This is a genomic window from Sedimenticola selenatireducens (assembly GCF_007625115.1).
GTDB lineage: Bacteria > Pseudomonadota > Gammaproteobacteria > Chromatiales > Chromatiaceae > Sedimenticola > Sedimenticola selenatireducens_A.
The window spans coordinates 513,161-535,199 of the sequence record NZ_VMNH01000005.1 but is presented as its reverse complement, the minus strand read 5'-3'; the positions used below and the strand labels follow the sequence as shown (position 1 = coordinate 535,199).

20 protein-coding genes are annotated in these 22,039 nt (G+C 52.8%); 14 read left to right on the top strand and 6 right to left on the bottom strand.

Features of this window, described 5'->3' with window-relative positions:
• Positions 1 to 20: 20 nt before the first annotated feature.
• The 6 genes from FHP88_RS06285 (at position 21) to yihA (ending at position 4,467) form a co-directional block, all read left to right on the top strand.
• Positions 21 to 1,277: a 6-phosphofructokinase gene (locus FHP88_RS06285; protein WP_144358156.1), complete on the top strand. Its 1,257-nt coding sequence runs from the start codon at positions 21 to 23 to the stop codon at positions 1,275 to 1,277.
• Positions 1,278 to 1,469: 192 nt separating this feature from the next.
• Positions 1,470 to 2,018 carry an inorganic diphosphatase gene (ppa, locus tag FHP88_RS06280; protein WP_144358155.1) on the top strand — a complete coding sequence of 183 codons (549 nt, stop codon included), beginning with the start codon at positions 1,470 to 1,472 and terminating at the stop codon, positions 2,016 to 2,018.
• Positions 2,019 to 2,116: 98 nt separating this feature from the next.
• Complete coding sequence (locus FHP88_RS06275) at positions 2,117 to 2,650, top strand: metallophosphoesterase family protein (protein ID WP_144358154.1); 534 nt, start codon at positions 2,117 to 2,119, stop codon at positions 2,648 to 2,650.
• Positions 2,647 to 3,129, top strand: a complete 483-nt coding sequence (gene moaC / locus FHP88_RS06270) for a cyclic pyranopterin monophosphate synthase MoaC (protein ID WP_144358153.1) — start codon at positions 2,647 to 2,649, stop codon at positions 3,127 to 3,129. The genes FHP88_RS06275 and moaC overlap by 4 nt, the downstream gene beginning before the upstream one ends.
• A gap of 137 nt (positions 3,130 to 3,266) precedes the next feature.
• On the top strand, positions 3,267 to 3,731 hold the full coding sequence (locus tag FHP88_RS06265; protein ID WP_144358152.1) for a bacteriohemerythrin: 465 nt from the start codon (positions 3,267 to 3,269) through the stop codon (positions 3,729 to 3,731).
• A gap of 94 nt (positions 3,732 to 3,825) precedes the next feature.
• Positions 3,826 to 4,467, top strand: a complete 642-nt coding sequence (gene yihA, locus FHP88_RS06260) for a ribosome biogenesis GTP-binding protein YihA/YsxC (RefSeq protein ID WP_144358151.1) — start codon at positions 3,826 to 3,828, stop codon at positions 4,465 to 4,467.
• Between the two features lie 261 nt (positions 4,468 to 4,728).
• Here yihA and polA read toward each other — a convergent pair whose 3' ends face one another.
• Positions 4,729 to 7,455, bottom strand: a complete 2,727-nt coding sequence (gene polA, locus FHP88_RS06255) for a DNA polymerase I (RefSeq protein WP_144358150.1) — start codon at positions 7,453 to 7,455, stop codon at positions 4,729 to 4,731.
• Between the two features lie 284 nt (positions 7,456 to 7,739).
• On the opposite strand from polA, the gene FHP88_RS06250 reads away from it, so the two are divergent.
• Positions 7,740 to 8,408 (top strand): haloacid dehalogenase type II, encoded by a 669-nt coding sequence (locus FHP88_RS06250; RefSeq protein WP_144358149.1) that lies wholly within the window; start codon positions 7,740 to 7,742, stop codon positions 8,406 to 8,408.
• A 40-nt stretch (positions 8,409 to 8,448) separates the two neighbouring features.
• Entirely contained in the window at positions 8,449 to 11,094 is a 2,646-nt protein-coding gene (locus tag FHP88_RS06245; protein WP_144358148.1) for an EAL domain-containing protein, read from the top strand.
• 16 nt (positions 11,095 to 11,110) lie between these two features.
• Here the strand turns inward: FHP88_RS06245 and speA are convergent, their stop codons facing one another.
• From speA to glnK, 5 genes are all read right to left on the bottom strand, one after another.
• The gene (speA, locus tag FHP88_RS06240; protein WP_144358147.1) at positions 11,111 to 12,985 is read right to left on the bottom strand and encodes a biosynthetic arginine decarboxylase; all 1,875 of its coding nucleotides are present in this window, start codon (positions 12,983 to 12,985) and stop codon (positions 11,111 to 11,113) included.
• 109 nt (positions 12,986 to 13,094) lie between these two features.
• A complete protein-coding gene (locus tag FHP88_RS06235; protein WP_186297628.1) occupies positions 13,095 to 13,544 on the bottom strand; it encodes a DUF4124 domain-containing protein in 450 nt (149 codons plus the stop codon).
• A 76-nt stretch (positions 13,545 to 13,620) separates the two neighbouring features.
• Positions 13,621 to 14,292, bottom strand: coding sequence for a GGDEF domain-containing protein (locus tag FHP88_RS06230; RefSeq protein WP_144358145.1), 672 nt, complete (start codon positions 14,290 to 14,292; stop codon positions 13,621 to 13,623).
• A gap of 133 nt (positions 14,293 to 14,425) precedes the next feature.
• Entirely contained in the window at positions 14,426 to 15,703 is a 1,278-nt protein-coding gene (locus tag FHP88_RS06225) for an ammonium transporter (RefSeq protein ID WP_144358144.1), read from the bottom strand.
• 33 nt (positions 15,704 to 15,736) lie between these two features.
• Positions 15,737 to 16,075: a P-II family nitrogen regulator gene (gene glnK, locus FHP88_RS06220; RefSeq protein ID WP_144358143.1), complete on the bottom strand. Its 339-nt coding sequence runs from the start codon at positions 16,073 to 16,075 to the stop codon at positions 15,737 to 15,739.
• Between the two features lie 286 nt (positions 16,076 to 16,361).
• On the opposite strand from glnK, the gene ubiK reads away from it, so the two are divergent.
• The 6 genes from ubiK (at position 16,362) to FHP88_RS06190 (ending at position 22,031) form a co-directional block, all read left to right on the top strand.
• Positions 16,362 to 16,616: a ubiquinone biosynthesis accessory factor UbiK gene (gene ubiK / locus FHP88_RS06215; RefSeq protein WP_144358142.1), complete on the top strand. Its 255-nt coding sequence runs from the start codon at positions 16,362 to 16,364 to the stop codon at positions 16,614 to 16,616.
• Between the two features lie 62 nt (positions 16,617 to 16,678).
• Positions 16,679 to 18,187 carry a YifB family Mg chelatase-like AAA ATPase gene (locus tag FHP88_RS06210; protein WP_144358141.1) on the top strand — a complete coding sequence of 503 codons (1,509 nt, stop codon included), beginning with the start codon at positions 16,679 to 16,681 and terminating at the stop codon, positions 18,185 to 18,187.
• A gap of 115 nt (positions 18,188 to 18,302) precedes the next feature.
• Entirely contained in the window at positions 18,303 to 18,761 is a 459-nt protein-coding gene (locus FHP88_RS06205) for a hypothetical protein (RefSeq protein ID WP_144358140.1), read from the top strand.
• Between the two features lie 70 nt (positions 18,762 to 18,831).
• Positions 18,832 to 20,751: an ATP-binding cassette domain-containing protein gene (locus tag FHP88_RS06200; protein WP_144358248.1), complete on the top strand. Its 1,920-nt coding sequence runs from the start codon at positions 18,832 to 18,834 to the stop codon at positions 20,749 to 20,751.
• 102 nt (positions 20,752 to 20,853) lie between these two features.
• Positions 20,854 to 21,117, top strand: coding sequence for an RNA recognition motif domain-containing protein (locus FHP88_RS06195; protein WP_144358139.1), 264 nt, complete (start codon positions 20,854 to 20,856; stop codon positions 21,115 to 21,117).
• A gap of 86 nt (positions 21,118 to 21,203) precedes the next feature.
• A complete protein-coding gene (locus tag FHP88_RS06190; protein WP_144358138.1) occupies positions 21,204 to 22,031 on the top strand; it encodes a 23S rRNA (adenine(2030)-N(6))-methyltransferase RlmJ in 828 nt (275 codons plus the stop codon).
• The last annotated feature ends 8 nt before the right edge of the window (positions 22,032 to 22,039 follow it).

The window sequence follows — 22,039 nt, the reverse complement described above, 5'->3', positions numbered from 1 at the left end:
TACGAGAGGAAGATGAAAGCATGACCAAGAAAAACGCTTTCTATGCACAGTCTGGCGGTGTCACCGCCGTTATCAACAGCTCAGCCTGTGGCGTGATCGAGACCGCACGCAAACACTCAGATGCTATCGGCACCGTCTATGCCGGCCGCAATGGCATTATTGGTGCACTGACTGAAGAGCTGATCGATACCAATCAGGAATCCGATGCCACTATTGCCGCACTGCGTAGCACCCCCTCCGGGGCCTTTGGCTCATGTCGCTTCAAGCTGAAGAGCCTGGAAGAGAACCAACGCGAATATGAACGCCTGATCGAGGTATTCAAGGCCCACAATATCGGCTACTTCTTCTATAACGGCGGCGGTGACTCGGCTGACACCTGTTACAAGGTCTCCCAACTCTCGGAGAAGATGGGCTTTCCAGTTCAGGCAATCCATGTCCCCAAAACGGTGGATAATGACCTGCCTATCACCGACAACTGCCCGGGCTTCGGCTCAGTAGCCAAATACATCGCCGTTTCCACCCTGGAAGCGAGCTATGACGTCCGCTCCATGGCCGCCACATCTACCAAGATTTTCGTCATCGAAGTGATGGGACGTCATGCCGGTTGGATCGCAGCGGCGGGCGCCCTGGTAGAGGACTACGGTATTCCCGTGGTCACCCTGTTCCCTGAGATTGAATTCGACCAGGATAAATTCCTGGCCAGCGTCGATGAAAAAGTCAAAGAGCATGGCTACTGCACTATCGTAGTCTCCGAGGGCTGTCACTGGCCTGATGGAAAATTCCTTGCAGAGCAAGGCACCCGCGACTCGTTCGGCCACGCCCAGTTGGGTGGTGCTGCACCCGTCGTGGCGAACATCATCAAGGATGCCCTGGGTTATAAATATCACTGGGCAGTCGCCGACTATTTGCAGCGTGCCGCAAGACATCTAGCCTCGGCCTCTGATGTTGAACAGGCCTATGCACTGGGTAAGGCCGCTGTAGAGAAGGCCCTGGAAGGGAAAAACTCAATCATGCCCACCGTCGTGCGTGACTCATCCAGACCTTATCAGTGGCACATTGGTGAAGCACCCCTGAGTGAAGTTGCCAATGTTGAGAAGATGATGCCGATGGATTTCATCACCGAAGACGGCTTTGGCATTACCGATAAGTGTAAGGAGTACCTCTACCCTCTGATCAAGGGCGAGGCCTACCCAACTTATGATGACAATGGCATGCCGGAGTATGTAACGCTTAAGAATACGGTTATCGAAAAGAAACTCCCTCCTTTCGAGCTGTAACACGCACCCCCCATGCCCCGTAATTCAATAGGGTATGGGGGGTCAATCAACGGCTTTTTCTCGGGAAACATGCGTCCAATCCATTAATAAACTTATGGGAATATCACCTAGAATTATAAGATATTTTGAAAAAGTGCTTATTGTCAGGTCTAATAGTCGGCTCAATTTCAAACTTTTGCACGGCGAGAACCCATGAATCTGGATAGAGTAAGTTCGGGACGCGATGTACCCAACGAGATTAATGTCATCATCGAAATTCCTGCCCAATCCGACCCAGTCAAATATGAACTGGATAAGGAGACCGGGGCAATGTTTGTGGACCGCTTCATGTCCACCTCCATGCGTTACCCGTGCAACTACGGTTACGTCCCTCACACCCTCTCTGCGGATGGTGATCCGGTAGACGTACTGGTTGTCACCCGCTACCCCCTAATCCCAGGCTCTGTCATCAAATGTCGTCCGATTGGGGTACTCAAGATGGCTGATGAGGCCGGTGATGACGCCAAGGTACTAGCGGTGCCAATCGATAAGCTCTCCAAGCGCTATCGCACGGTTGAGAGCTTCAGAGATATCTCTGAAGATACTTTGAACCAGATATCCCACTTCTTTGAGCACTACAAAGATCTCGAAGAGGGCAAATGGGTTCGCGTTCAGGGTTGGGGTGGTGTTGATGAAGCGAAAAAAGAGATTCTGGACAGCATCACGATGTACAATGATGCCCCTGAAAAACCTAACTTCTGATTCCTTGCAGGATAGGAACGACATCATTTGAGTCGTGACACGGTGCTGCCGCCGAGCAGCACCGTCGCGCCAGAGATGGCGCTCCGTCGGGAACCCCCATGAAAATCTGTATACTTTCCGATAGTCACGACCACATCCCTCTTCTCGACTACGCAGTTGCGGAAGCCAAGACACGCGGCGCCGAAGCCGTGGTTCACTGCGGTGACGTGGTCGCCCCAAGCACTTTAAAGTGCATAATTAAGCACCATCTGCCTACCCATGTTATCCATGGAAACAACACCGGTGATCTATTTACACTTGGGCAACTGGCTGGCAACGCGGATAATCATCTTCACTATTATGGGATGGATGCCGGCATAGAGCTGGGCGGGAAGAAGATCTTCCTGGTCCACTATCCCCACTATGCACGCGCCATGGCCGCCACCGGCGACTGGGACTTGGTCTGTTGCGGGCACACTCATGCAGTAAAACTGCAGGAAATACCCAACATTCGTGGCGGCATGACAACGCTGGTGAATCCAGGCACTGTGGGGGGGGTCGGAGGCGCCGCTGCTACCTATACCATGGCTGATCTTGATACGATGACCTTTGAGTTCTTCGATATCCCCAAGAGCATAGAGCACCAATCATGAGCAAACTGACCCACTTCAATCAATCCGGTGAGGCCCACATGGTGGATGTGGGTGAGAAGCAGGAAACCCTGCGGGTTGCCGTGACGGAAGGAAGAATCTTCATGTTGCCAGAAACCCTGGCACTGATTCAGCGAGGCGATCACAAGAAGGGGGATGTCCTTGGCATCGCTCGGGTCGCTGGCATTATGGCGGCGAAAAAAACCGCCGATCTGGTCCCGCTCTGCCATCCACTGGCCTTGACCCACGTAAACATTGACCTCACGGCAGAACCAGAAAATTCTGCGGTCCACTGCGTGGCTACAGTTAAGACCCGTGGGCAAACCGGTGTAGAGATGGAAGCGCTCTGCGCTACCCAGGTAGCCCTACTAACGATTTACGATATGTGCAAAGCCGTTGATCGCGGTATGTCGATTGACGGTGTCCAGTTGCTGGAAAAGGCTGGTGGCAAGTCTGGCCACTGGACTAGAGACACAGCGTAATATCAGTCACTCTCCTGACATTCATCAATTAAAGCCGCTTATTGTGTTTATTCGTCGATAAATCCTCATTAATATCCGCAAAAATTTTGTGGTTATATATGCAGGCCTGCCGGCCTCTCATTTACTGGGAGATTACGATGAAGACTTTCATTACGTGGACAGAAGAACTCAGCGTTGGTATTGAAGAGATTGATGAACAGCATAAAATTCTGATTGGGCTGATCAATCGCATGCATGACGCCATACATCAGCGCCATGGTAGCGACGCTGTTGAAGGCATCCTTGCAGAACTGACTGAGTATACCCGTATTCACTTTGCCGTAGAGGAGAGCCTTATGCGCATTCTCCATTTTCCAGGCTACGAAGAGCACCATGATCTACACGAAGAGTTGATTCAACAAATCGTGGACTTGCAAAAAAAGATTACCTCAGGAAAGCACGCCATCGGATTTGAGTTAATGCATTTCCTTAAAGTCTGGCTTGCCAAGCACATCATGGAGGAGGACATGCAATATAGCGGGTTCTTTTTGGCGGCGGGAGCCCAACCCATGCTTGGAAAAAAATCCTGGGCCAAGCGACTCTGGTCAAATATTCGGGGATAATAAAAGACTAACCTAACATCGTCGACATACCCCTCTGTAGCCGCAACGCACTATTTGGGGTATGTTCGCTTCATTTCACTACCAGCCGAAACTGATGAACCCTTTCTATCACCAAGCAAAATTCCTGACCAGTGCCGCCAAAGTGGAACAATCGCCACCGGATACTGGTGCCGAGGTAGCCTTCGCCGGACGCTCCAATGCCGGAAAGTCCAGCGCTATCAACGCCCTCTGCCAACAAAAAAGCCTGGCGCGAACCAGTAAAACGCCGGGACGCACCCAGCTACTCAACTTTTTCACCCTGGATGAGGAGCACCGCTTGGTGGATCTGCCCGGTTATGGTTATGCCAAGGTTGCCGAGAAGATCAAACTACAGTGGCAAGCCGAGCTAGCGGCCTATCTTGAGCAGCGCAAATCATTACGGGGGGTGATACTCCTGGCCGATGTACGTCACCCCCTTAAAGAGTTTGATCTACAGATGCTGGAGTGGAGCAATTCCATCCAATTGCCGGTACACATCCTGCTGACCAAGGCCGACAAACTAAAACGGGGTGCTGCCGCCAAAAGCCTTCTACAGGTAAAAAAGGCCTTGAAGGAGATGAACGGCATTCACTCTGCTCAGCTTTTTTCAGCATTGAAGCGCCAGGGAATTGATCAGGCCCATCAGGTTCTGGATCGCTGGCTGGATCTGCAGCCAAAGGGAACGGAAGCGAAAAACAACACCGATGAAACAACCTGAGGCAAGTCGCCGAACGTGACCTTTGTGACAAGTCCATCCCTGCAACGCCGCTCCCGGCCCTCCATGGCCTTCGCGGCATAAGTCCATCCCTGGACAAAAAAAGACCCTGCCACCCAAGGGGAGTCAAGGTGAGCAGGGTCCTAGATCCCGACATGGGGTCGTCGGGGACAGGTCACTTGGGGAGAAGTGACCGCGCCAGCTGGCGCTATATATTGAGATAGCAGAATTCCCTAATAGTTCAATACCAACCAAAATACTCGGTCAATGCGCCTCGTCCCAGTTTTCACCCGTACCGATATCCACCACCAGCGGCACCTCCAGGGTCGCCGCGGACGCCATAAAGCCCCTGATCTGGGTCTCAGCCTGCTCCAGATACGCCTCTTTCACCTCAAACACCAACTCATCATGCACCTGCATGATCATCCGCACCGGCGGCCGTTCCTTTTCAAGCCAGCCATCCACTGCCAGCATGGCGCGCTTGATTATATCGGAGGCCGTACCCTGCATGGGGGCATTAATCGCCGTTCGCTCGGCGGCGGCCTGGCGCATTTTGTTTCTGGCGTTGATCTCCGGCAGATGTAATCGTCGTCCAAACACCGTCTCTACATAGCCTTTCTCATGGGCCTCTGCCCGCATCCTGTCCATATAGGCCCTGACACCTGGATAGCGATCAAAATAGAGATCGACGTAACTCTGGGCAGCGCCGCGCTCAATACCGAGCTGCTTGGCCAAGCCAAAGGCCGACATGCCATAGATCAGACCGAAATTGATCGCTTTTGCGGAACGACGCTGTTCCGGTGTCACCCCTTCTGGATCATCGGCACCAAATACCTCGGCCGCCGTCGCCCGGTGAATATCCACACCCGCTGCAAACGCCTTCAACAAGCCAGCATCTCCCGAAAGATGGGCCATGATACGCAGTTCGATCTGGGAGTAATCTGCCGCCAGAACCCGATAACCGGACTCCGCAATAAAGGCCTGGCGAATTCGCCGCCCCTCCTCACTGCGTATCGGAATGTTTTGCAGATTAGGATCGGATGAACTGAGACGTCCCGTAGCAGCAACCGCCTGGTGGTAAGAGGTGTGCACACGACCCGTCTGCTGATTGACCATCAATGGCAACTTGTCCGTATAGGTCGATTTCAACTTGGAAAAGCCCCGATGCTGTAAGATCAACGCGGGCAGCTCATAACCTTGATCAGCCAACTCCTGTAGTACCGACTCGGCCGTGGAGGGAGCCCCTTTAGGCGTCTTGGATACAACCGGCAACTCCAGCTCCTCAAAAAAGATCTGGCCAATCTGCTTGGGCGAGCTGAGATTAAAACTGCGGCCGGCCAAGGCATAGGCCTGTTGCTCCAGCTCGTGCATCTTCCCCGCCAACTCATGGCTCTGCTTCATCAATAAAGCCGCATCAATGCGTACACCACAACGCTCAATCCGCGAAAGTACGGGCACCAGGGGCACCTCCAAATCCTGCAGCAGTGCCGCAAGTTTGGTCTCTGACTGAAGACGAGGCCACAGCACCTGGTGTAAACGCAAGGTGATGTCGGCATCTTCTGCGGCATAGGGCCCAGCCTGTTCCAAAGGCACCTGATCAAATCTGAGCTGTTTGCTCCCCTTCCCAGCCACCTCTTCGAATTTTATTGTCTGTACACCCAGGTATTTTTCAGCCAGGGAATCCATATCATGCCGGGTCGCCGTAGAGTCCAGCACATAAGACTCAAGCATGGTGTCAAAGCCAATGCCGCGCATAATGATTCCGTAGCGTGCCAAAACACTCATGTCATATTTGAGATTCTGCCCTACCTTGATCACATCGGGATCTTCCAGGATGGGCCTCAACTGCCCGAGAACCCAATCCCGATCCAATTGTTCTGGTACACCGGGATAGCAGTGTGCGACTGGCACATAGGCCGCCTCACCCGGCACGATTGAAAACGACACACCGACGATCTCCGCTTCCATGTAATCCAGACTGGTGGTCTCCGTGTCAAAAGAGAAAAGATCTGCACACGCAAGACGCTCAAGCCAGGCGGAAAATGCAGCTTGCTCGAACACTACCTGATAATCCGTACCCGACGGCTGTTCCGGCGTTGGCGACTCAGCAGATTGATGGGGCCCATCTTCGCTGACTGTCTGAGTGATTGACTCCAACAGCCGGCGGGACTCAATTCGGGCGTACCAATCACGCAGTGCTGTTAAATCTGGAGATTTTGGGCGTAAATCTTCTGGCGCTTGCGACAGTTCGAGGTCCAATTTGATGGTAGTGAGTTGCTGGGAGAGCGCCAACTGATCTAGGTTTTCTCGCAGAGACTCACCCACCTTACCCTTGATCTCTTGCGCATGTGTCTTCAGGTCATCAACGGAGCCATATTCACTCAACCATTTGACTGCTGTCTTGGGCCCGCACTTGGGAATACCCGGAATGTTATCCGACGAGTCCCCTACCAATGCCAGATAATCGATAATTTGCTCCGGCCTCACCCCAAATTTTTCCATCACGCCCTGCCGATCCAGCAGGCTGTCATTCATGGTGTTGATCAGGGTGACGTGATCATCAACCAGCTGGGCCAGGTCTTTATCACCCGTTGAAATCAGGGTATGCATCCCCTGCTGGGAAGCCTGGGTCGCCAACGTACCAATTACATCGTCGGCTTCGACGCCTGGAATCATCAGTAGAGGCAAACCCATGGCCTCAACAATACGGTGTAGTGGCTCAATCTGCTCCCGCAGATCATCGGGCATGGGCGGACGGTTCGCCTTGTACTGGTCATACAGCTCATTGCGAAAACTACCACCTGGGGCATCAAACACAACGGCCATGTGAGTCGGCTTATATTCGCCTATGAGTTTGCGCAACATATTGACGACACCAACAATCGCACCCGTTGCCTCTCCACGTGAATTCATCAGGGGTGGGAGTGCGTGATAGGCACGAAACAGGTAGGATGAGCCATCTACAAGTATAAAAGGGGCATCTAAAGCCATCATCTCTCTTCAATTCAGGTGTCAGTAATAGAAACGGCAGGATAACCTATCTGCCCCCTGGACAGATACCCGACCCATCCGACTTAGGTGTACATACAGGCGCGCAAAAATAGAATCAGCGCACACAAAAAGCACCACCCTGTGTCGGATACCCTATACTAAGTTTACCCTTGCACATATGGCATTTACTTCAACCATGACGAAGTAAATAAATGAGAATAAACGCTTTTCTCCCCATATCCAGGTGTGTTAAATAGGACAAATGAAGTGAGAAAGGAGACCTCATGTCACTGACCTTTGCCTTTGATGTATACGGCACACTGATCGATACAACCGGTATCACTCAGAGCCTTTCTCGGCTGGTGGGTGACCAGGCAGCACTTTTCTCCAGCCGCTGGCGAGACAAGCAACTGGAGTATTCGTTCAGACGCGGGCTAACGGAAGATTATGTCGACTTTTCCGTCTGCACAAGGCAAGCACTTGAATATACCGCAACCCAATTGATGCTTCCGATTGGCGAAGCCGATAAACAGGCCTTGCTTGAAGCGTATCGGCATCTGCCAGTATTCGAAGACACGGCGAATGCCCTAAGTCGGCTGAATGCGGCAGGTCATCGACTCTTCGCATTCTCGAATGGTCTTCCTGACGATCTTGAATCGCTCCTCACTTCAGCAGGCATCCGCAATAAATTTGTCGATATCGTCAGTGTCCACGAGATCCGGACATTCAAGCCAAATCCAGCGGTATATAAACACTTTTTAAACAGAAGTGATGCCACGGCCAACGCTTGCTGGCTGGTATCAAGCAATCCATTTGACCTGCTGGGGGGCATGGAGGTTGGCCTTCAAGCGGCCTGGATCAGACGCTCTGAGAGCAATCACTTCGACCCTTGGGGAAAAACACCCCACCTGACATTAGGTTCTTTAACTGAATTGCCTGATGTACTGGCTTGATACTAATGCGTCCACCAGCAGGCACTAGAGCGCAATAAAAATGATACAGGAAGTTACCCGACCCACTCGCATACCACCCTGGCTGATCTACGGCCTGCTTTATTTTGCCGCTGCGCAGATCAGTATGCAGTTCGCATTCTTCGAGGGAAAGGTTTCACCCATCTGGTTTGCCTCGGGCATCGCTTTTGCCGGCATCCTTCTGCACGGTTACAAAGTGCTCCCCGGAATACTGCTGGGTTCTATTGCCACAACCCTACTGACGAACGATACCTGGGTAGTCAGCGCCGGAATCACCACGGGGGTGCTGTTAGAGACGACGATTGGCTATTGGTTGATACTTCAGTTTTCTGACCCACGCAAACTCCTGACCAGACCGCTCTGTTTTACCCAATTTCTGCTATTTTGCGTGGCCATTGCCCCGTTGTTCAGTGCCATTGTGGGCAATTTGATGCTTTGGAGTTATGGGATAATTACTTCCGATGCACTGGCACGCTCTATTGCCATCTGGTGGGTAGGCGATTCTGTTGGCATCCTGATCATCACCCCCCTCCTTTTGGCCTGGCGAAGCAGTGAGCTCAATTCGCTGAATCGAACACCGCTGGAAATCATGGGAATCGGGGTCACGACATTATTGGTGTGCGGACTACTTTTTGGCGGCTATCTCCCAACCGAAATGCAACACTATCCGGTCACTTTTCTCTTTGCTCCGCTGATGGTCTGGGGCGTCTTGAGGTTCAGTCTCCGTACGATCACTATCATCATGCTATTTATTACCGTCTCAGCTTTGATCGGTACGTCCCTGGGCAATGGCCCTTTTGCAATAGGTGAGAACAGCTCAGCAATCATCTTTCTACAACTCTATTTTGGTACTATCTGTGCGACAGTATGTGCAGGCAAGGTCATTCTCGATGAACGGCAGCATACCCAGGCACAGCTAAAGCTGGCCGCCAAGGTGATCGAAAACAGCCCCGACGCCATTGTTGTAACCGACAACAAAGGCCGCATCATCTCAGCCAATCCGGCCTTTGTGAAGAATACTGGGTTCTCCATGGGTGAGCTCATCGGCAACTCCATCAGCCTGGTAGAATCTGGCTATCATGACGCCCGCTTCTTTACCGACATGTGGAACCAAATAAACCAGAAAGGTGAGTGGCAAGGTGAGATCTGGAACCGCGACAAGAGTGGCACCATTCTCCCCGAATGGCTCAATATCATCGCACTGGAAACTGCAAACGGCACCCCGAATCATTTTATCGGCATCTACTCGGATGTAGCGCGTCAGCGACAGGTGATGGACAGAATCCATCGCCTGGCCTACTACGATATCCTTACCCGCCTGCCCAACCGGCAATTGTTCAATGACCGCCTTGAGCAGGCCATTAAATATGCGGGTAGGAATAACCGTCTATTAGGGTTGCTGTTTATTGACCTGGATCGGTTCAAAAACATCAATGATACCCTGGGTCACTCAGCAGGAGACAAGGTTCTATCACTCTCTGCTACACGCATGCTGGAGTGTGTCCGCCAGACTGACACCTTGGCCCGACTCGGTGGTGATGAGTTCACTATCATCTTGCAGGATATTAATGAAGAGTTTGATGCCGTATTGGTTGCTGAGAAAATTTTACATACCTTCAAGTCGCCTATGCGCCTTGATGCCCATGAACTGTACCTAACCCCCAGCGTCGGCATTGCCCTGTTCCCGGATAATGGCTCTACAGTCGATGACCTGATTAAATTTGCCGACACCGCCATGTATCGCGCAAAAGAATTGGGCGGTAACAATTATCAGCTATTCGATTCCAACATGAGTGAACCCTTCCGCTGGAATATGGAAGTGGAGACAGCCCTGCGCAGGGCCATCGAGAAAGACTCGATCCAGCTACTCTACCAACCCCAATTTGATCTGCACACCGGTGCCATTGTGGGCCTGGAAGGACTAGCCCGCTGGAACGACCCGGAGATGGGAGTGATCTCACCCGGCACCTTCATCCGTGTTGCCGAAAACACAGGATTAATTCATCAACTGGGTGAGCGGGTACTGAAAATCGCCACCCAGCAGGCGATACGCTGGGGGAGTCAGGGAATCAGAGGGCTACGAATTGCAGTCAATGTATCAACCCTGCAATTAAAGCAGCAGGAATTTTTTGACAAGGTCAAGGCCATTACGGGCCGTTGTCAGCACAGCGGCAACAGCATTGAGCTGGAGATCACTGAAACCAGCTTGATGGAAAACGCAGAATTCATGGAGGAGGTGTTAGGCCGCTTTGCTGATATTGGCCTGGAAGTGGCTGTCGATGATTTTGGCACCGGCTACTCCTCGCTTAGCTATCTGAAGCGACTACCCATCGACCTGCTAAAGATTGATCAATCCTTCGTTAAAGATCTGCCCAGTAACGCCAATGATACGGCCATCTGTCGAGCCATTATCGCCATGGCACACAGCCTGAATCTGCGCGTCTTGGCCGAGGGCGTTGAAACAGAAGAGCAGATGCAGTTCCTTCGCAAGGAGAACTGTGATGAGATGCAGGGGTTCCTTTATAGCAAGCCCATCTCTGCTGATGAGATCACCGAGATGATACGCCAAGGCTTTTGGCACACTAACACCACACAGGGAAGCATCAGCACTGAGCCGCCTGCATTCCAGGAACCCAAGCGTTCACCCGCAAAGGCTAACAAAGAGTGATTCTTAAACCAAAAAATCACTCTTCGAAATAGGTATAACCGTGAAGTCCGGCCTCCAATTCACTGAAGAATGCCTCGGTCTCTTCCTGGCCCACCCCTGCCAGTGCCATCTTTTCCCGATATTTCTCCAGCATCACCTCAGGGGAGAAATGGACATAACGCAATAACTCATCCACAGAATCGCCCTGCTCTGGCTGTGTCAGTTGGTAACCACCCTTACCATCCAGCTCAAGGTTGACCGCATCTGTATCACCGAAGAGATTATGCATATCGCCCAAAATCTCCTGGTAGGCTCCGACCAGAAAAATACCCAGCAGATAAGGCTCACCAGGAATCAGATGATGAACCGGCAGCGTGCTCTCAACGCCATCTTGATCGACATAGTTTTCGATACAACCATCTGAATCGCAGGTCAGATCATGTAAGACAGCGCTCCGCTTGGGCTCTTCGTTGAGTCGATGCAAAGGCATCACCGGAAATACCTGATCGATTGCCCAGACATCCGGCAGCGATTGGAACAGAGAGAAATTACAGAAGAGACGATCCGAAAGCTGCTCCCGCAACTGATCGAGCAATTCACGATGCCGTCGCGAACTGCTGCTGAGCCGCGGCATCAACTGACTACAGATCGTATTGAATATACCCTCCGCAAGTGCCCGCTGCTGCAAGTCCAACTCCCCACGCTCAAACATATCATGGGCTTCTTCAAGACCATGACGGGCTTCCTGGAACAGTTCGGTCACTGAATAATCATCCAGTCCGACTAACTCCGCGAGTGAACAGAGCACCTCGGGGGCATCCTCTGGCAGGGAGATTCTATCCAGTGTCTCAGGTGAGGGATCACTGTCGATGACATTAACCATCAACATGGCGTGGTGCGCGGTCATGGCACGGCCGGACTCACTAAAAATATTCGGATGAGGAAGATCCTTTTCACTGCAGATTCTTGCAATGGCCTTAACCACTTCGCGGGAATAACCCTCCATGCTGTAGTTCATGGAACAATCATGGCGTGAACTGGTCCCCTCATAATCAACACCGAGACCGCCGCCCACATCAACCACCTTGATCTCCGCGCCCAAGCGATACAGTTCGGCAAAAAATCGCGCTACCTCGCTCATTCCACGACGGATATCACGCAAATTGGGAATCTGTGACCCGATATGGGAGTGCAGTAGTTGAAGCCGATCCAGCTTGTCGACCGCTTGCAGGCGATTGACCAGCTTCAACACCTGCATTGCGGTCAGGCCAAACTTCGATTTCTGCCCACCTGAATCCTGCCAATAGCCGGTCCCTGAAGAAGAGAGCCTCACCCGAACACCGAGTAAAGGCTCGACCTGAAGCTCGTCCGCAGCAGCCAACACCAGCTCCAGCTCAGAGAGCTTTTCAATAACAATGTAGACACGATGCCCCATCTTTAGACCGATCAGGGCAAGCCGAATATACTCACTGTCCTTATAACCATTGCAGACAATTACACCACCAACCGGGGCGTGGGCTAACACGGCTGAAAGCTCCGGCTTGCTGCCCGCCTCAAGACCGACATGCCCCTCTTTCTTGGCCAGAATCTCCTCAACCACGCTACGCTGCTGATTCACCTTGATGGGATAAACAGCCATGTACTGCCCAGTGTATTCAAACTCTTCCATCGCACTGCCAAAGCAGTCGCACAAAGAGGAGACACGCTCGTGCAGAATATCAGTAAAACGAACCAAAACCGGCCAGGAGAGCCCCGTCTTTTTGACCTCGTGAGCCAATCGGTAGAGGTCAATTTCAACATCCCCGTCACGAATGGGATGGGCAGTGGCATGCCCCTGCTTGTTAATACCAAAGAACCCATCGCCCCAACGGTGAATTCCATAATCCTGAGGCACGACATGCATTTTTTTCATAGTGATCTACAAGGCCGAAAAAATATTAGGCGTATGATACCCGATGCTGGACCGGTATATGGAGGGATAAAACGTGAAAATACAAAAATAAGCGATCAAAAGTGGCTGACTAATGACCCGCGCCACATAATTTCTTCACCGCCGCTCTAGCCGCAGCCATTTCGGCCTGGAACTGTTCCTTGGTAAGAAAGACCCGCTTTCCATCGGGCTGTAGATCATAAAGTGCCGTGGAATCCTCATAATCCCGTAGGCGGTCTTTTGCTTCTACACAGCGCATCTTTTGCCGAGCGGCCTCCTGCTCCCGCTTTTTCCGCGCCTGACGCTTCTCCTCACGCTCTTGCTGGTAGTTATCCAGCATTTTTTGGCGCAGTTCCTTGCGCTCCAATTCACTGGGAGAGCTATTTGTAGCGTCGCTACGGGATGTCGGAGTGGATTTTATTTTAATCTCATCGGTATTTGTATCGAGGGGAGGGCGATCGCCATACTGAACCCGCCCTTGCTCATCCGTCCATCGGTAAACCGCCGCGTCGGCAGCCGGCAGCCCAGCTTGACTGAGCATAATGATTAAACAGCTAAAAATCCTATTCCCACGCATACTTTCTGCCACCTCTCCCTGTCAGTCGCCCCCATACAGGCTAATCTGATCCATACAGTGCAGCCTTCTCTTCCACTCCAACCTGCCCCTTCGGCTTGAGGCTATCCAGATCGGGATGAGACACCCTGTTCCGCCCCAATGTCTTGGCCTGATACAACAGACTGTCCACCTGTTTCACAAAGGCTTCGGCAGAAAAATGACTGCTACGCATATAGACATCCACACCCATGCTCGCCGTGATAAACAGCGGCCGTTCATCCACGATTACTGGCGACTCTTCGATCGCCACACGCAGTCGATTAGCGGCATTCACCGCCCTGGGAAGGGGTGTGCCCGGCAAGATCAAGGCAAACTCTTCACCCCCATAGCGACAAGGGATATCGATCTTGCGCAATAGCGACACCATCAACTCTGCCGTCTGACGCAGTACTTGGTTGCCGGCCTCGTGGCCCCACTCATCATTGACACGTTTGAAGTGATCCAGATCGAGCATGATCAGCGCCGTCGGATGACCGGTTCGATGGGTACGCTCTAACTCCTGATCCAGAGACTGACTGAAATGCCGATAATTGAACAGCCGGGTTAAGGGATCCGTAAGAACTAGCTCAGCAAGATCTTCATGATCTCGCTGGAGTTGCAGCAATGCATCAATATGCGCGCACTGGCTCTCGCCAACGGGGCATTCCGTTGATTTATTATCTTTGCCGCTCATTCACACCACAGTTAGGAATTGAAATATAACCCTGATTCTACGGATAAGAGGAGAATGTTCCACTATTTATACACATGATAATAAAAAGGGCGCCACAAGGGCGCCCAAATCTTCCACATTGAGAAGCTCAATATCAGAGACCCGAACCTCTTGATCCGACAAACTCTGGATAGGCTTCCAGACCACACTCACTGATATCCACGCCTTCGTACTCTTCCTGTTCAGAGACCCGGATACCCACGGTCGCCTTGATGATCATCCACACCAGGAAGCTGGCCGCAAATACCCAGCCAAAGATCACCAGCAGACCGGTGAGCTGCGCCCCAAACGTGGCGTCCGCATTCGAGAAGGGTACAGCCAACAGACCCCACATACCGACAACACCATGGACCGAAATAGCACCGACAGGATCATCAATCTTCAGTTTATCCAGTGACAGGATGGCGAAAACCACCAACACACCACCGATAATACCTACCGCTGTTGCCCAAATAGGGCTGGGTGCCAACGGCTCAGCAGTAATAGCCACGAGGCCAGCCAAGGCGCCGTTCAAGGTCATGGTTAGATCCGCTTTGCCAAAGATGGCGCGGGCCGTCAGCAATGCTGCCACCACACCACCGGCCGCCGCCGCATTGGTGTTCACAAAGACAGCCGCTACAGAATTTGCCTCACCCACATTGGAGAGAATCAACTCCGATCCGCCGTTGAAACCAAACCAGCCCATCCACAGGATAAAGGTACCTAGCGTAGCCATGGGCATATTGGCACCGGGGATAGCCCGAATCTGACCATCGGGTCCGTATTTGCCCTTACGTGCTCCCAGCAGCAATACACCCGCCAGAGCCGCCGAGGCACCCGCAAGATGCACCACACCAGAGCCTGCAAAATCCTGGAAACCGAGTCCATCCAGGAAACCACCACCCCATTTCCAGTAACCCTGCATAGGGTAAATGAAGCCGGTCATTACAACGGCAAACATCAGGAAGCTCCACAGCTTCATACGCTCTGCCACGGCACCTGAGACAATGGACATAGCGGTAGCCACAAAGACCACCTGAAAGAAGAAGTCTGACATGCCAGAGTAGTAATCACCGTCATACCAACCTGCAGCATCCTGTTTCAGGACAGCAGCTGGGTCGTTATCACCCCCCAACATGAAGGAGAAATCAAATGACGGTATGACCCCATTGCCACCCTCTGGGTACATGATGCCGTAACCCATCAGCATATACATGATGCAGGCAATCGCGTACAGAGCGACGTTCTTGGTTAAAATTTCGGCGGTGTTCTTGGCTCGCACCAGGCCCGCCTCAAGCATGGCGAACCCTGCCGCCATCCACATAACTAACGCACCTGACACCAAAAAGTAGAAGGTATCCAGGGCGTATCGAAGGTTGAGTATGTCTTCCATCGTGTTAAACCTCTAATTAGATCAAGAAAAGAATCACAGTGCTTCTGGACCCGTTTCACCGGTACGAATACGTACGACCTGCTGCAACTCGGAAACAAAGATCTTTCCATCGCCGATCTTGCCGGTTCTGGCCGCCTCGGTGATTGCCTCTATGACCTGATCGAGTTGATCGGCTGCGATCGCGACATCCACCCTGATTTTGGGTAGAAAGTCGACCACATATTCCGCGCCACGATAGAGTTCTGTGTGCCCCTTTTGACGGCCGAAGCCCTTGACTTCGACGACGGTAATACCGGATACGCCGATCTCGGATAATGCCTCGCGAACGTCATCCAGCTTAAAAGGCTTGATGATTGCAGAAACCAATTTCATTACATATTCTCCTGCTGTTTTGAGATGGTTAGCCATTCTGGTTAATAGACCGGAACCAGACGGCCCGGATTACCCTCTCTTCTGCACCTCCCGTGCCAAGAGTTAATTTTAATTAAATATCAATTGGTTATACTTAATTAATCCTTAATCACAATATAATCAATGCACCTTTTAGAGGCCTTGCGGGATGAATGCACCATAATAGTGCACTCCATCTCCGCCCTTCCTCCCGAGATTTACCGGACTTGGGCTGGACAACAGGGCCCGACCTGGTTATCTTGCGCGGATGATTGATTCCAAACTACTTGATGACCTCGCCAAGCGGGTTGCCGGCAGCGTACCTGTCGGTCTGCAACTACTGCAGGAAGATCTCCAGAAAAATCTCCGCTCAGCCCTGGAGGCCGGCCTCAGTCACATGGAACTGGTGACACGAGAGGAGTTTGAAATTCAACGCGCCGTACTGCTACGGACCCGGGAAAAACTAGAGGCCCTGGAAAAACAGATCGCTCAACTGGAAGAGAAAATCGCCCAAAACGGTTAATACCCTCGATACTCATAACCGACCACTGAAGATCGGTTGGACACACACCACGGAAGGTGACCATGTCTCTCGCAACACTCCATAGCCGCGCACGTAGCGGCATCAATGCCCCACTTGTAACCATTGAGGTTCACTTAGCCAACGGCCTGCCCGCACTCTCCATCGTAGGGCTCCCTGAGATGGCTGTACGTGAAAGCAAGGATCGTGTGCGCGGCGCCTTGATCAACTCTGGCTTTGAGTTCCCTGCACGACGCATCACCATAAATCTGGCACCTGCAGACCTGCCCAAAGAAGGGGGCCGTTTTGACCTGCCCATAGCCTTGGGTATCCTGGCCGCCTCAGGGCAAATTCCGACTCAGGCACTGGGCAGCCACGAGTTTATTGGAGAGCTCGCTTTATCTGGCGCCCTGCGACCGGTTAGAGGGGTACTCCCGGTCGCACTGGCCGCACGTGCCGCCGGTAGAGGGCTGATACTCCCTGCCGAGTGTGCCGAAGAGGCCGCGCTGGTTAACGACATTCCCATACACCCCGCCAATCATCTGCTCGCTGTCTGCAAGCACCTGATACGTGAAGAAGGCATCCCCCCCTACAGCGGACTGAAACCCCCTGCCCCTATTCAAGCCCAACCAGACCTTGCTGAGGTCAGCGGACAGGAACGTGCGAAGCGTGCACTGGAGATTGCCGCAGCGGGAAATCACAGTCTCCTGATGGTAGGCCCACCAGGCACAGGGAAGTCGATGCTTGCCTGTCGTCTGCCTGGCATCCTGCCCTCAATGACAGAACAGGAGTCACTGGAAACCGCGGCGATTCGCTCAATCAGTAATCTGGGCTTTTCCGCCACCGACTGGGAGAAGCGCCCCTTTCGCGCTCCTCACCATACCGCCTCAGGCGTGGCCTTAGTGGGTGGAGGCAGTAATCCGCGTCCAGGAGAGATCTCACTCGCCCACAATGGCGTAATGTTTCTGGATGAACTGCCCGAGTTTGACCGAAAGGTCCTGGAGGTGCTGCGTGAACCACTGGAGAGCGGCCAAGTCACGATCTCCCGCGCCGCACGGCAGGAGCAGTTTCCTGCACGCTTTCAATTGATTGCCGCAATGAACCCCTGCCCTTGCGGTCATCTTGGCGACACCAGCGGAAGAAGCTGTCGTTGTTCCAGTGAGCAGGTCACACGTTACAGAGGGAGAATTTCAGGCCCACTTCTGGACCGAATTGATATGAGCATTGAGGTCCCTCGCTTACCCACCCAGACACTCAGCCGGCCTACCAACCAAGGAGAACCCAGTCACAAGGTACGCCAGCGTGTTGAAGCGTGCCGCCAGCGCCAGATAAGCCGCAGCGGTTGTCCAAACAGCCAGTTGGTAGGACGCCTACTGGAAGAGAGCTGTGTCTTGACACCTGATACACGCCATCTGATTGAGCGCGCCATGGAGCAGCTTGGCCTCTCCGCGCGGGCATATCATCGCATCCTACGCCTCTCCCGTACCATTGCTGATCTCGACACCTCAGATGAGATCTTACCCAGCCATCTGGGTGAAGCGATCAGCTACCGCAGCCTGGATCGTAAGGCCTAGTACTCCCAATGCATCCCGTTCACCCGTTACCTTTGTTTACACAAATCTGAAATATTCTGTCTACACTGAAAGCTAAGACATTGAAAAAGAACGACTGACGGGCGCGAGGTGTAGCATGAATTTTCGTATTCTTCTGATCCTGGGGGTGATTGGGGGCCTTGTAATAACGATGAGTCCCGCCATTGCTGACCACAAAGACTGTAATAACCCCTTCTCCCATAGCGCCGATTACACGCCCCACTTGATGCGGCAGGTGGCCGAGAACTGCGGCGAATCAGCCATTGCCAATCTCTTCTACAACCGTGCTTATCACGCAGAACTACTGCAAAAGTTTCAAGTAATCAACCGACTTCAAACGCACCAGCCAAATAGTGACCAGGCCCATTATCAGACACAGCGTATCTTCATTGCCCTCTCCGAGGCCTTTGCCAGACGCGCCTGGGAGCGGGGCGAAAAAACCGCAATAGCCCAGCTAAATAGCCACTATGACCGCTCCATTGAGATCGCCGAATACCAGCTCAAGGGCTACAACGTACTGGCCGCACGAACCCAGGCAATACCCAGTAATCCCTGATTATTCCCTGCAAAGATAAAACAGCATGGGTGCTCCCGTTCTACCGGATAACAGGGTAGAATCCGCCGCCATGCTCCGATTCGACAAACTCAGCCTGCGCCGCGGGATCAAACCGCTCTTCTACGACGCCACCTTTATCGTCCACCCAGGACAGCGGGTTGGCGTGACGGGCGCCAATGGTACCGGCAAATCCAGCCTGTTTGCCCTGATACGCGACCAACTGCACGCCGACGGGGGTGAATTCTATTGCCCGAAAGATTGGGTTATTGCCCATGTTGCCCAGGAGACTCCAGCCGATCCACGAACCGCCCTGGAGTATGTTCTGGACGGTGATGAGGAGTTACGGCTAGTAGAAAGGCAATTGGCCGAAGCGGAGACGGCCCACCAAGGGGAGCGCGTCGCCGAGCTGCATAACCGGCTCGACATTATCGGTGGTTACACGGCCCAATCCCGCGCCGCCCGGTTGATTCATGGCCTCGGTTTCAAGCCCGGAGAAGAGCTGCATCCGGTGAATAGCTTCTCGGGTGGCTGGCGAATGCGACTGAATCTGGCCCGTGCGCTGATGTGCCGCTCTGACCTGCTGTTACTTGATGAGCCGACGAATCATCTCGATCTGGACGCGGTTATCTGGCTTGAAGAGTGGCTGAAAAGCTACGCCGGCACCTTGTTACTGATCTCTCATGACCGGGATTTTCTGGACGCCGTTACCAGCCACATCGCGCATATGGAACAAGAGCGGATCACGCTCTACACCGGTAATTACTCGGCCTTTGAGCGGATTCGCGCCGAGCGGCTCGCCAACCAACAGTCGGCGTTTGAAAAGCAGCAGCGGGAAGTTGCCCATATACGCCGCTATGTCGATCGCTTCCGCGCCCAAGCCACCAAGGCACGCCAGGCCCAGAGTCGACTCAAAGCGCTGGAGAGGATGGAGCTGATCGCCCCAGCCCATGTGGATTCCCCGTTCCACTTCAGCTTCAAAAAACCCGATAAAATCCCTAATCCACTGCTCAAATTGCTGGAAACATCGGCCGGCTATGGTGATAAACAGATTCTTAATCGGGTCAATCTCAATCTGTCTCCTGGCGACCGCATTGGACTCCTGGGACCCAATGGCGCAGGCAAATCGACCCTGATCAAACTGCTCGCTGATGAACTTGCACCCAGCGGCGGCAAGCGCGAAACGGCACAGGATCTCAAGATCGGCTATTTTGCCCAACATCAGCTAGACCAGTTAAATCCGCAAGAGAGTGCCCTGGCCCACTTGCTGAGACTGGACCCGAAGGCCACTGAACAATCCATGCGGGACTTCATTGGTGGTTTCGGTTTTGCCGGTGAACGGGCCGACAGCCCGGTCGCCCCCTTCTCAGGAGGGGAGAAGGCGCGCTTGGTGCTGGCGCTGCTTGTCTATCAGCGGCCCAATCTACTGTTGCTGGATGAACCGACAAACCACCTTGACCTGGAGATGCGCTTCGCCCTCAGTCAGGCACTGCAAGAGTTCGAAGGCGCCATGGTCGTGGTCTCACACGACCGACACTTGCTGCGTACTACAACGGACGAATTATTGCTGGTGCATGGCGGAAACGTGGATGAGTTCAAGGGCGACCTGGACGAATACCCGCGTTGGCTGGCAGAAAATCGTTCAGCCGATCTGCGAAAGGACCGCAACAACAGCGACACTGAACACAGCGCTACGGCACGTAAAGAGAAAAAACGCCTGGAAGCCGAGCGTCGGAAACAGCTACAACCGCTTCGCAACCAAGTGCAACAGCTAGAAAAGAAGCTGGATGACCTGAACAGTCATTCCCGAAAACTTGAGTCTGCACTGGCCGACCCAGCCATCTATGACGCCAGCCAGAAAGAGACACTCAAAAAACGGCTGGCCGAAAAGACCCAAGTCACCCAACAGCTGAATGAAGCAGAAGAGCACTGGCTCATGGCCTGTGAGGCGTTGGAAGAAGCAGAAACCTTACTGCACAACGAGCGCGCCTAAGACTCTAGACACACCCATCGAAGCACTCGACACAATTATTTTCAGTGTGCCCAGAATAGAGCGGTATAATTACCTACACATCCCATCGAAACGGTCATCCCCATGAAACTCCTGATACGCAATCTACCCCGCACAACCTCAGAAGAGGAACTGCAAGCCCTGTTTGAGCCTTATGGATCGATACAGTCCTGTACCATTATTCTGGATAAGGAGACCGGTCTCTCGAAAGGTTTTGGCTTTATCAATATGCCGAAACCAGGTGAAGCCAAGGCCGCCATGAAGATGCTCAATGGCCATGACCTAGCGGGCAACAAGATTCGGGTTAAAAAGGCGGAAGAGCCTGGATCAGCTCCATCTGCAGGCTGATTATTAAGTAATAATCTTCGTCGAAAATAGTGAACAGTTTTGTGTAACACAGGACTGTTCGTTTCATCTTAGCTTTGGATCAGCTTATGCTCAGCTATCGACACGCCTTTCACGCCGGTAACTTTGCCGATGTACTCAAGCACCTGGTATTGGCAAAGACCATTGAGTACATGACTCAAAAGCCGACCCCGATACTCTATATCGACACCCATGCGGGCACGGGACGCTATCCACTCAACAATGCCATGAGCCTGAAAACGGGGGAATACGCGTTAGGCGCCGGCGCCATTAAAGCGGATCTGTTAGACCCAGCGTTTTCACCCTACGGGGAAGTGCTGAACAGGCATCTCGCCAAGGGAATCTATCCCGGATCACCCCAAATCGCGGCTGACCTGTTAAGCCCTCTCGATCAGATTCGTCTGTTTGAGCTGCACTCGACCGATTTCCCGCTGCTGGAAAAATGGGCTTCCGCCGACAGAAGGATCAAGGCTGTACAGAGTGACGGACACCAGGCACTCAGGTCGCTGCTACCCGCAGTAAAAGGCCGTGCCTTAGTCCTGATGGATCCCTCCTTTGAGGTAAAGCAGGAGTACCAACAAGTCATTAGCTCCCTGGAGGAGGGATACAAGCGAATGCCCAATGCCACCTATCTGCTCTGGTATCCGGTGGTGCAGCGCGCACAGATCGATAAGATGATCCAACAGATACAGCGGCGACCCTTTAGGGATGTATGGCAATTTGAACTCTGCCTTTCACCCGACACGGCGGATCGCGGCATGACAGGCAGCGGAATACTTGCTATTAATCCACCCTGGACGCTGCCCAAAGAGTTAGAAGCACTTTTGCCACGCCTTCAGCAGCGACTCTCCCCGAAAGGGGGCCACTACCGCATTACCAACCTGATACCCGAATAATCAAGCGA

Bases quoted from the DNA above. Each gene is read 5' to 3' on its own strand.
- FHP88_RS06285 (WP_144358156.1), top strand. From the start codon at position 21: ATGACCAAGAAAAACGCTTTCTATGCACAGTCTGGCGGTGTCACCGCC.
- ppa (WP_144358155.1), top strand. From the start codon at position 1,470: ATGAATCTGGATAGAGTAAGTTCGGGACGCGATGTACCCAACGAGATT.
- FHP88_RS06275 (WP_144358154.1), top strand. From the start codon at position 2,117: ATGAAAATCTGTATACTTTCCGATAGTCACGACCACATCCCTCTTCTC.
- moaC (WP_144358153.1), top strand. From the start codon at position 2,647: ATGAGCAAACTGACCCACTTCAATCAATCCGGTGAGGCCCACATGGTG.
- FHP88_RS06265 (WP_144358152.1), top strand. From the start codon at position 3,267: ATGAAGACTTTCATTACGTGGACAGAAGAACTCAGCGTTGGTATTGAA.
- yihA (WP_144358151.1), top strand. From the start codon at position 3,826: ATGAACCCTTTCTATCACCAAGCAAAATTCCTGACCAGTGCCGCCAAA.
- polA (WP_144358150.1), bottom strand. From the start codon at position 7,455: ATGGCTTTAGATGCCCCTTTTATACTTGTAGATGGCTCATCCTACCTG.
- FHP88_RS06250 (WP_144358149.1), top strand. From the start codon at position 7,740: ATGTCACTGACCTTTGCCTTTGATGTATACGGCACACTGATCGATACA.
- FHP88_RS06245 (WP_144358148.1), top strand. From the start codon at position 8,449: ATGATACAGGAAGTTACCCGACCCACTCGCATACCACCCTGGCTGATC.
- speA (WP_144358147.1), bottom strand. From the start codon at position 12,985: ATGAAAAAAATGCATGTCGTGCCTCAGGATTATGGAATTCACCGTTGG.
- FHP88_RS06235 (WP_186297628.1), bottom strand. From the start codon at position 13,544: ATGCTCAGTCAAGCTGGGCTGCCGGCTGCCGACGCGGCGGTTTACCGA.
- FHP88_RS06230 (WP_144358145.1), bottom strand. From the start codon at position 14,292: ATGAGCGGCAAAGATAATAAATCAACGGAATGCCCCGTTGGCGAGAGC.
- FHP88_RS06225 (WP_144358144.1), bottom strand. From the start codon at position 15,703: ATGGAAGACATACTCAACCTTCGATACGCCCTGGATACCTTCTACTTT.
- glnK (WP_144358143.1), bottom strand. From the start codon at position 16,075: ATGAAATTGGTTTCTGCAATCATCAAGCCTTTTAAGCTGGATGACGTT.
- ubiK (WP_144358142.1), top strand. From the start codon at position 16,362: ATGATTGATTCCAAACTACTTGATGACCTCGCCAAGCGGGTTGCCGGC.
- FHP88_RS06210 (WP_144358141.1), top strand. From the start codon at position 16,679: ATGTCTCTCGCAACACTCCATAGCCGCGCACGTAGCGGCATCAATGCC.
- FHP88_RS06205 (WP_144358140.1), top strand. From the start codon at position 18,303: ATGAATTTTCGTATTCTTCTGATCCTGGGGGTGATTGGGGGCCTTGTA.
- FHP88_RS06200 (WP_144358248.1), top strand. From the start codon at position 18,832: ATGCTCCGATTCGACAAACTCAGCCTGCGCCGCGGGATCAAACCGCTC.
- FHP88_RS06195 (WP_144358139.1), top strand. From the start codon at position 20,854: ATGAAACTCCTGATACGCAATCTACCCCGCACAACCTCAGAAGAGGAA.
- FHP88_RS06190 (WP_144358138.1), top strand. From the start codon at position 21,204: ATGCTCAGCTATCGACACGCCTTTCACGCCGGTAACTTTGCCGATGTA.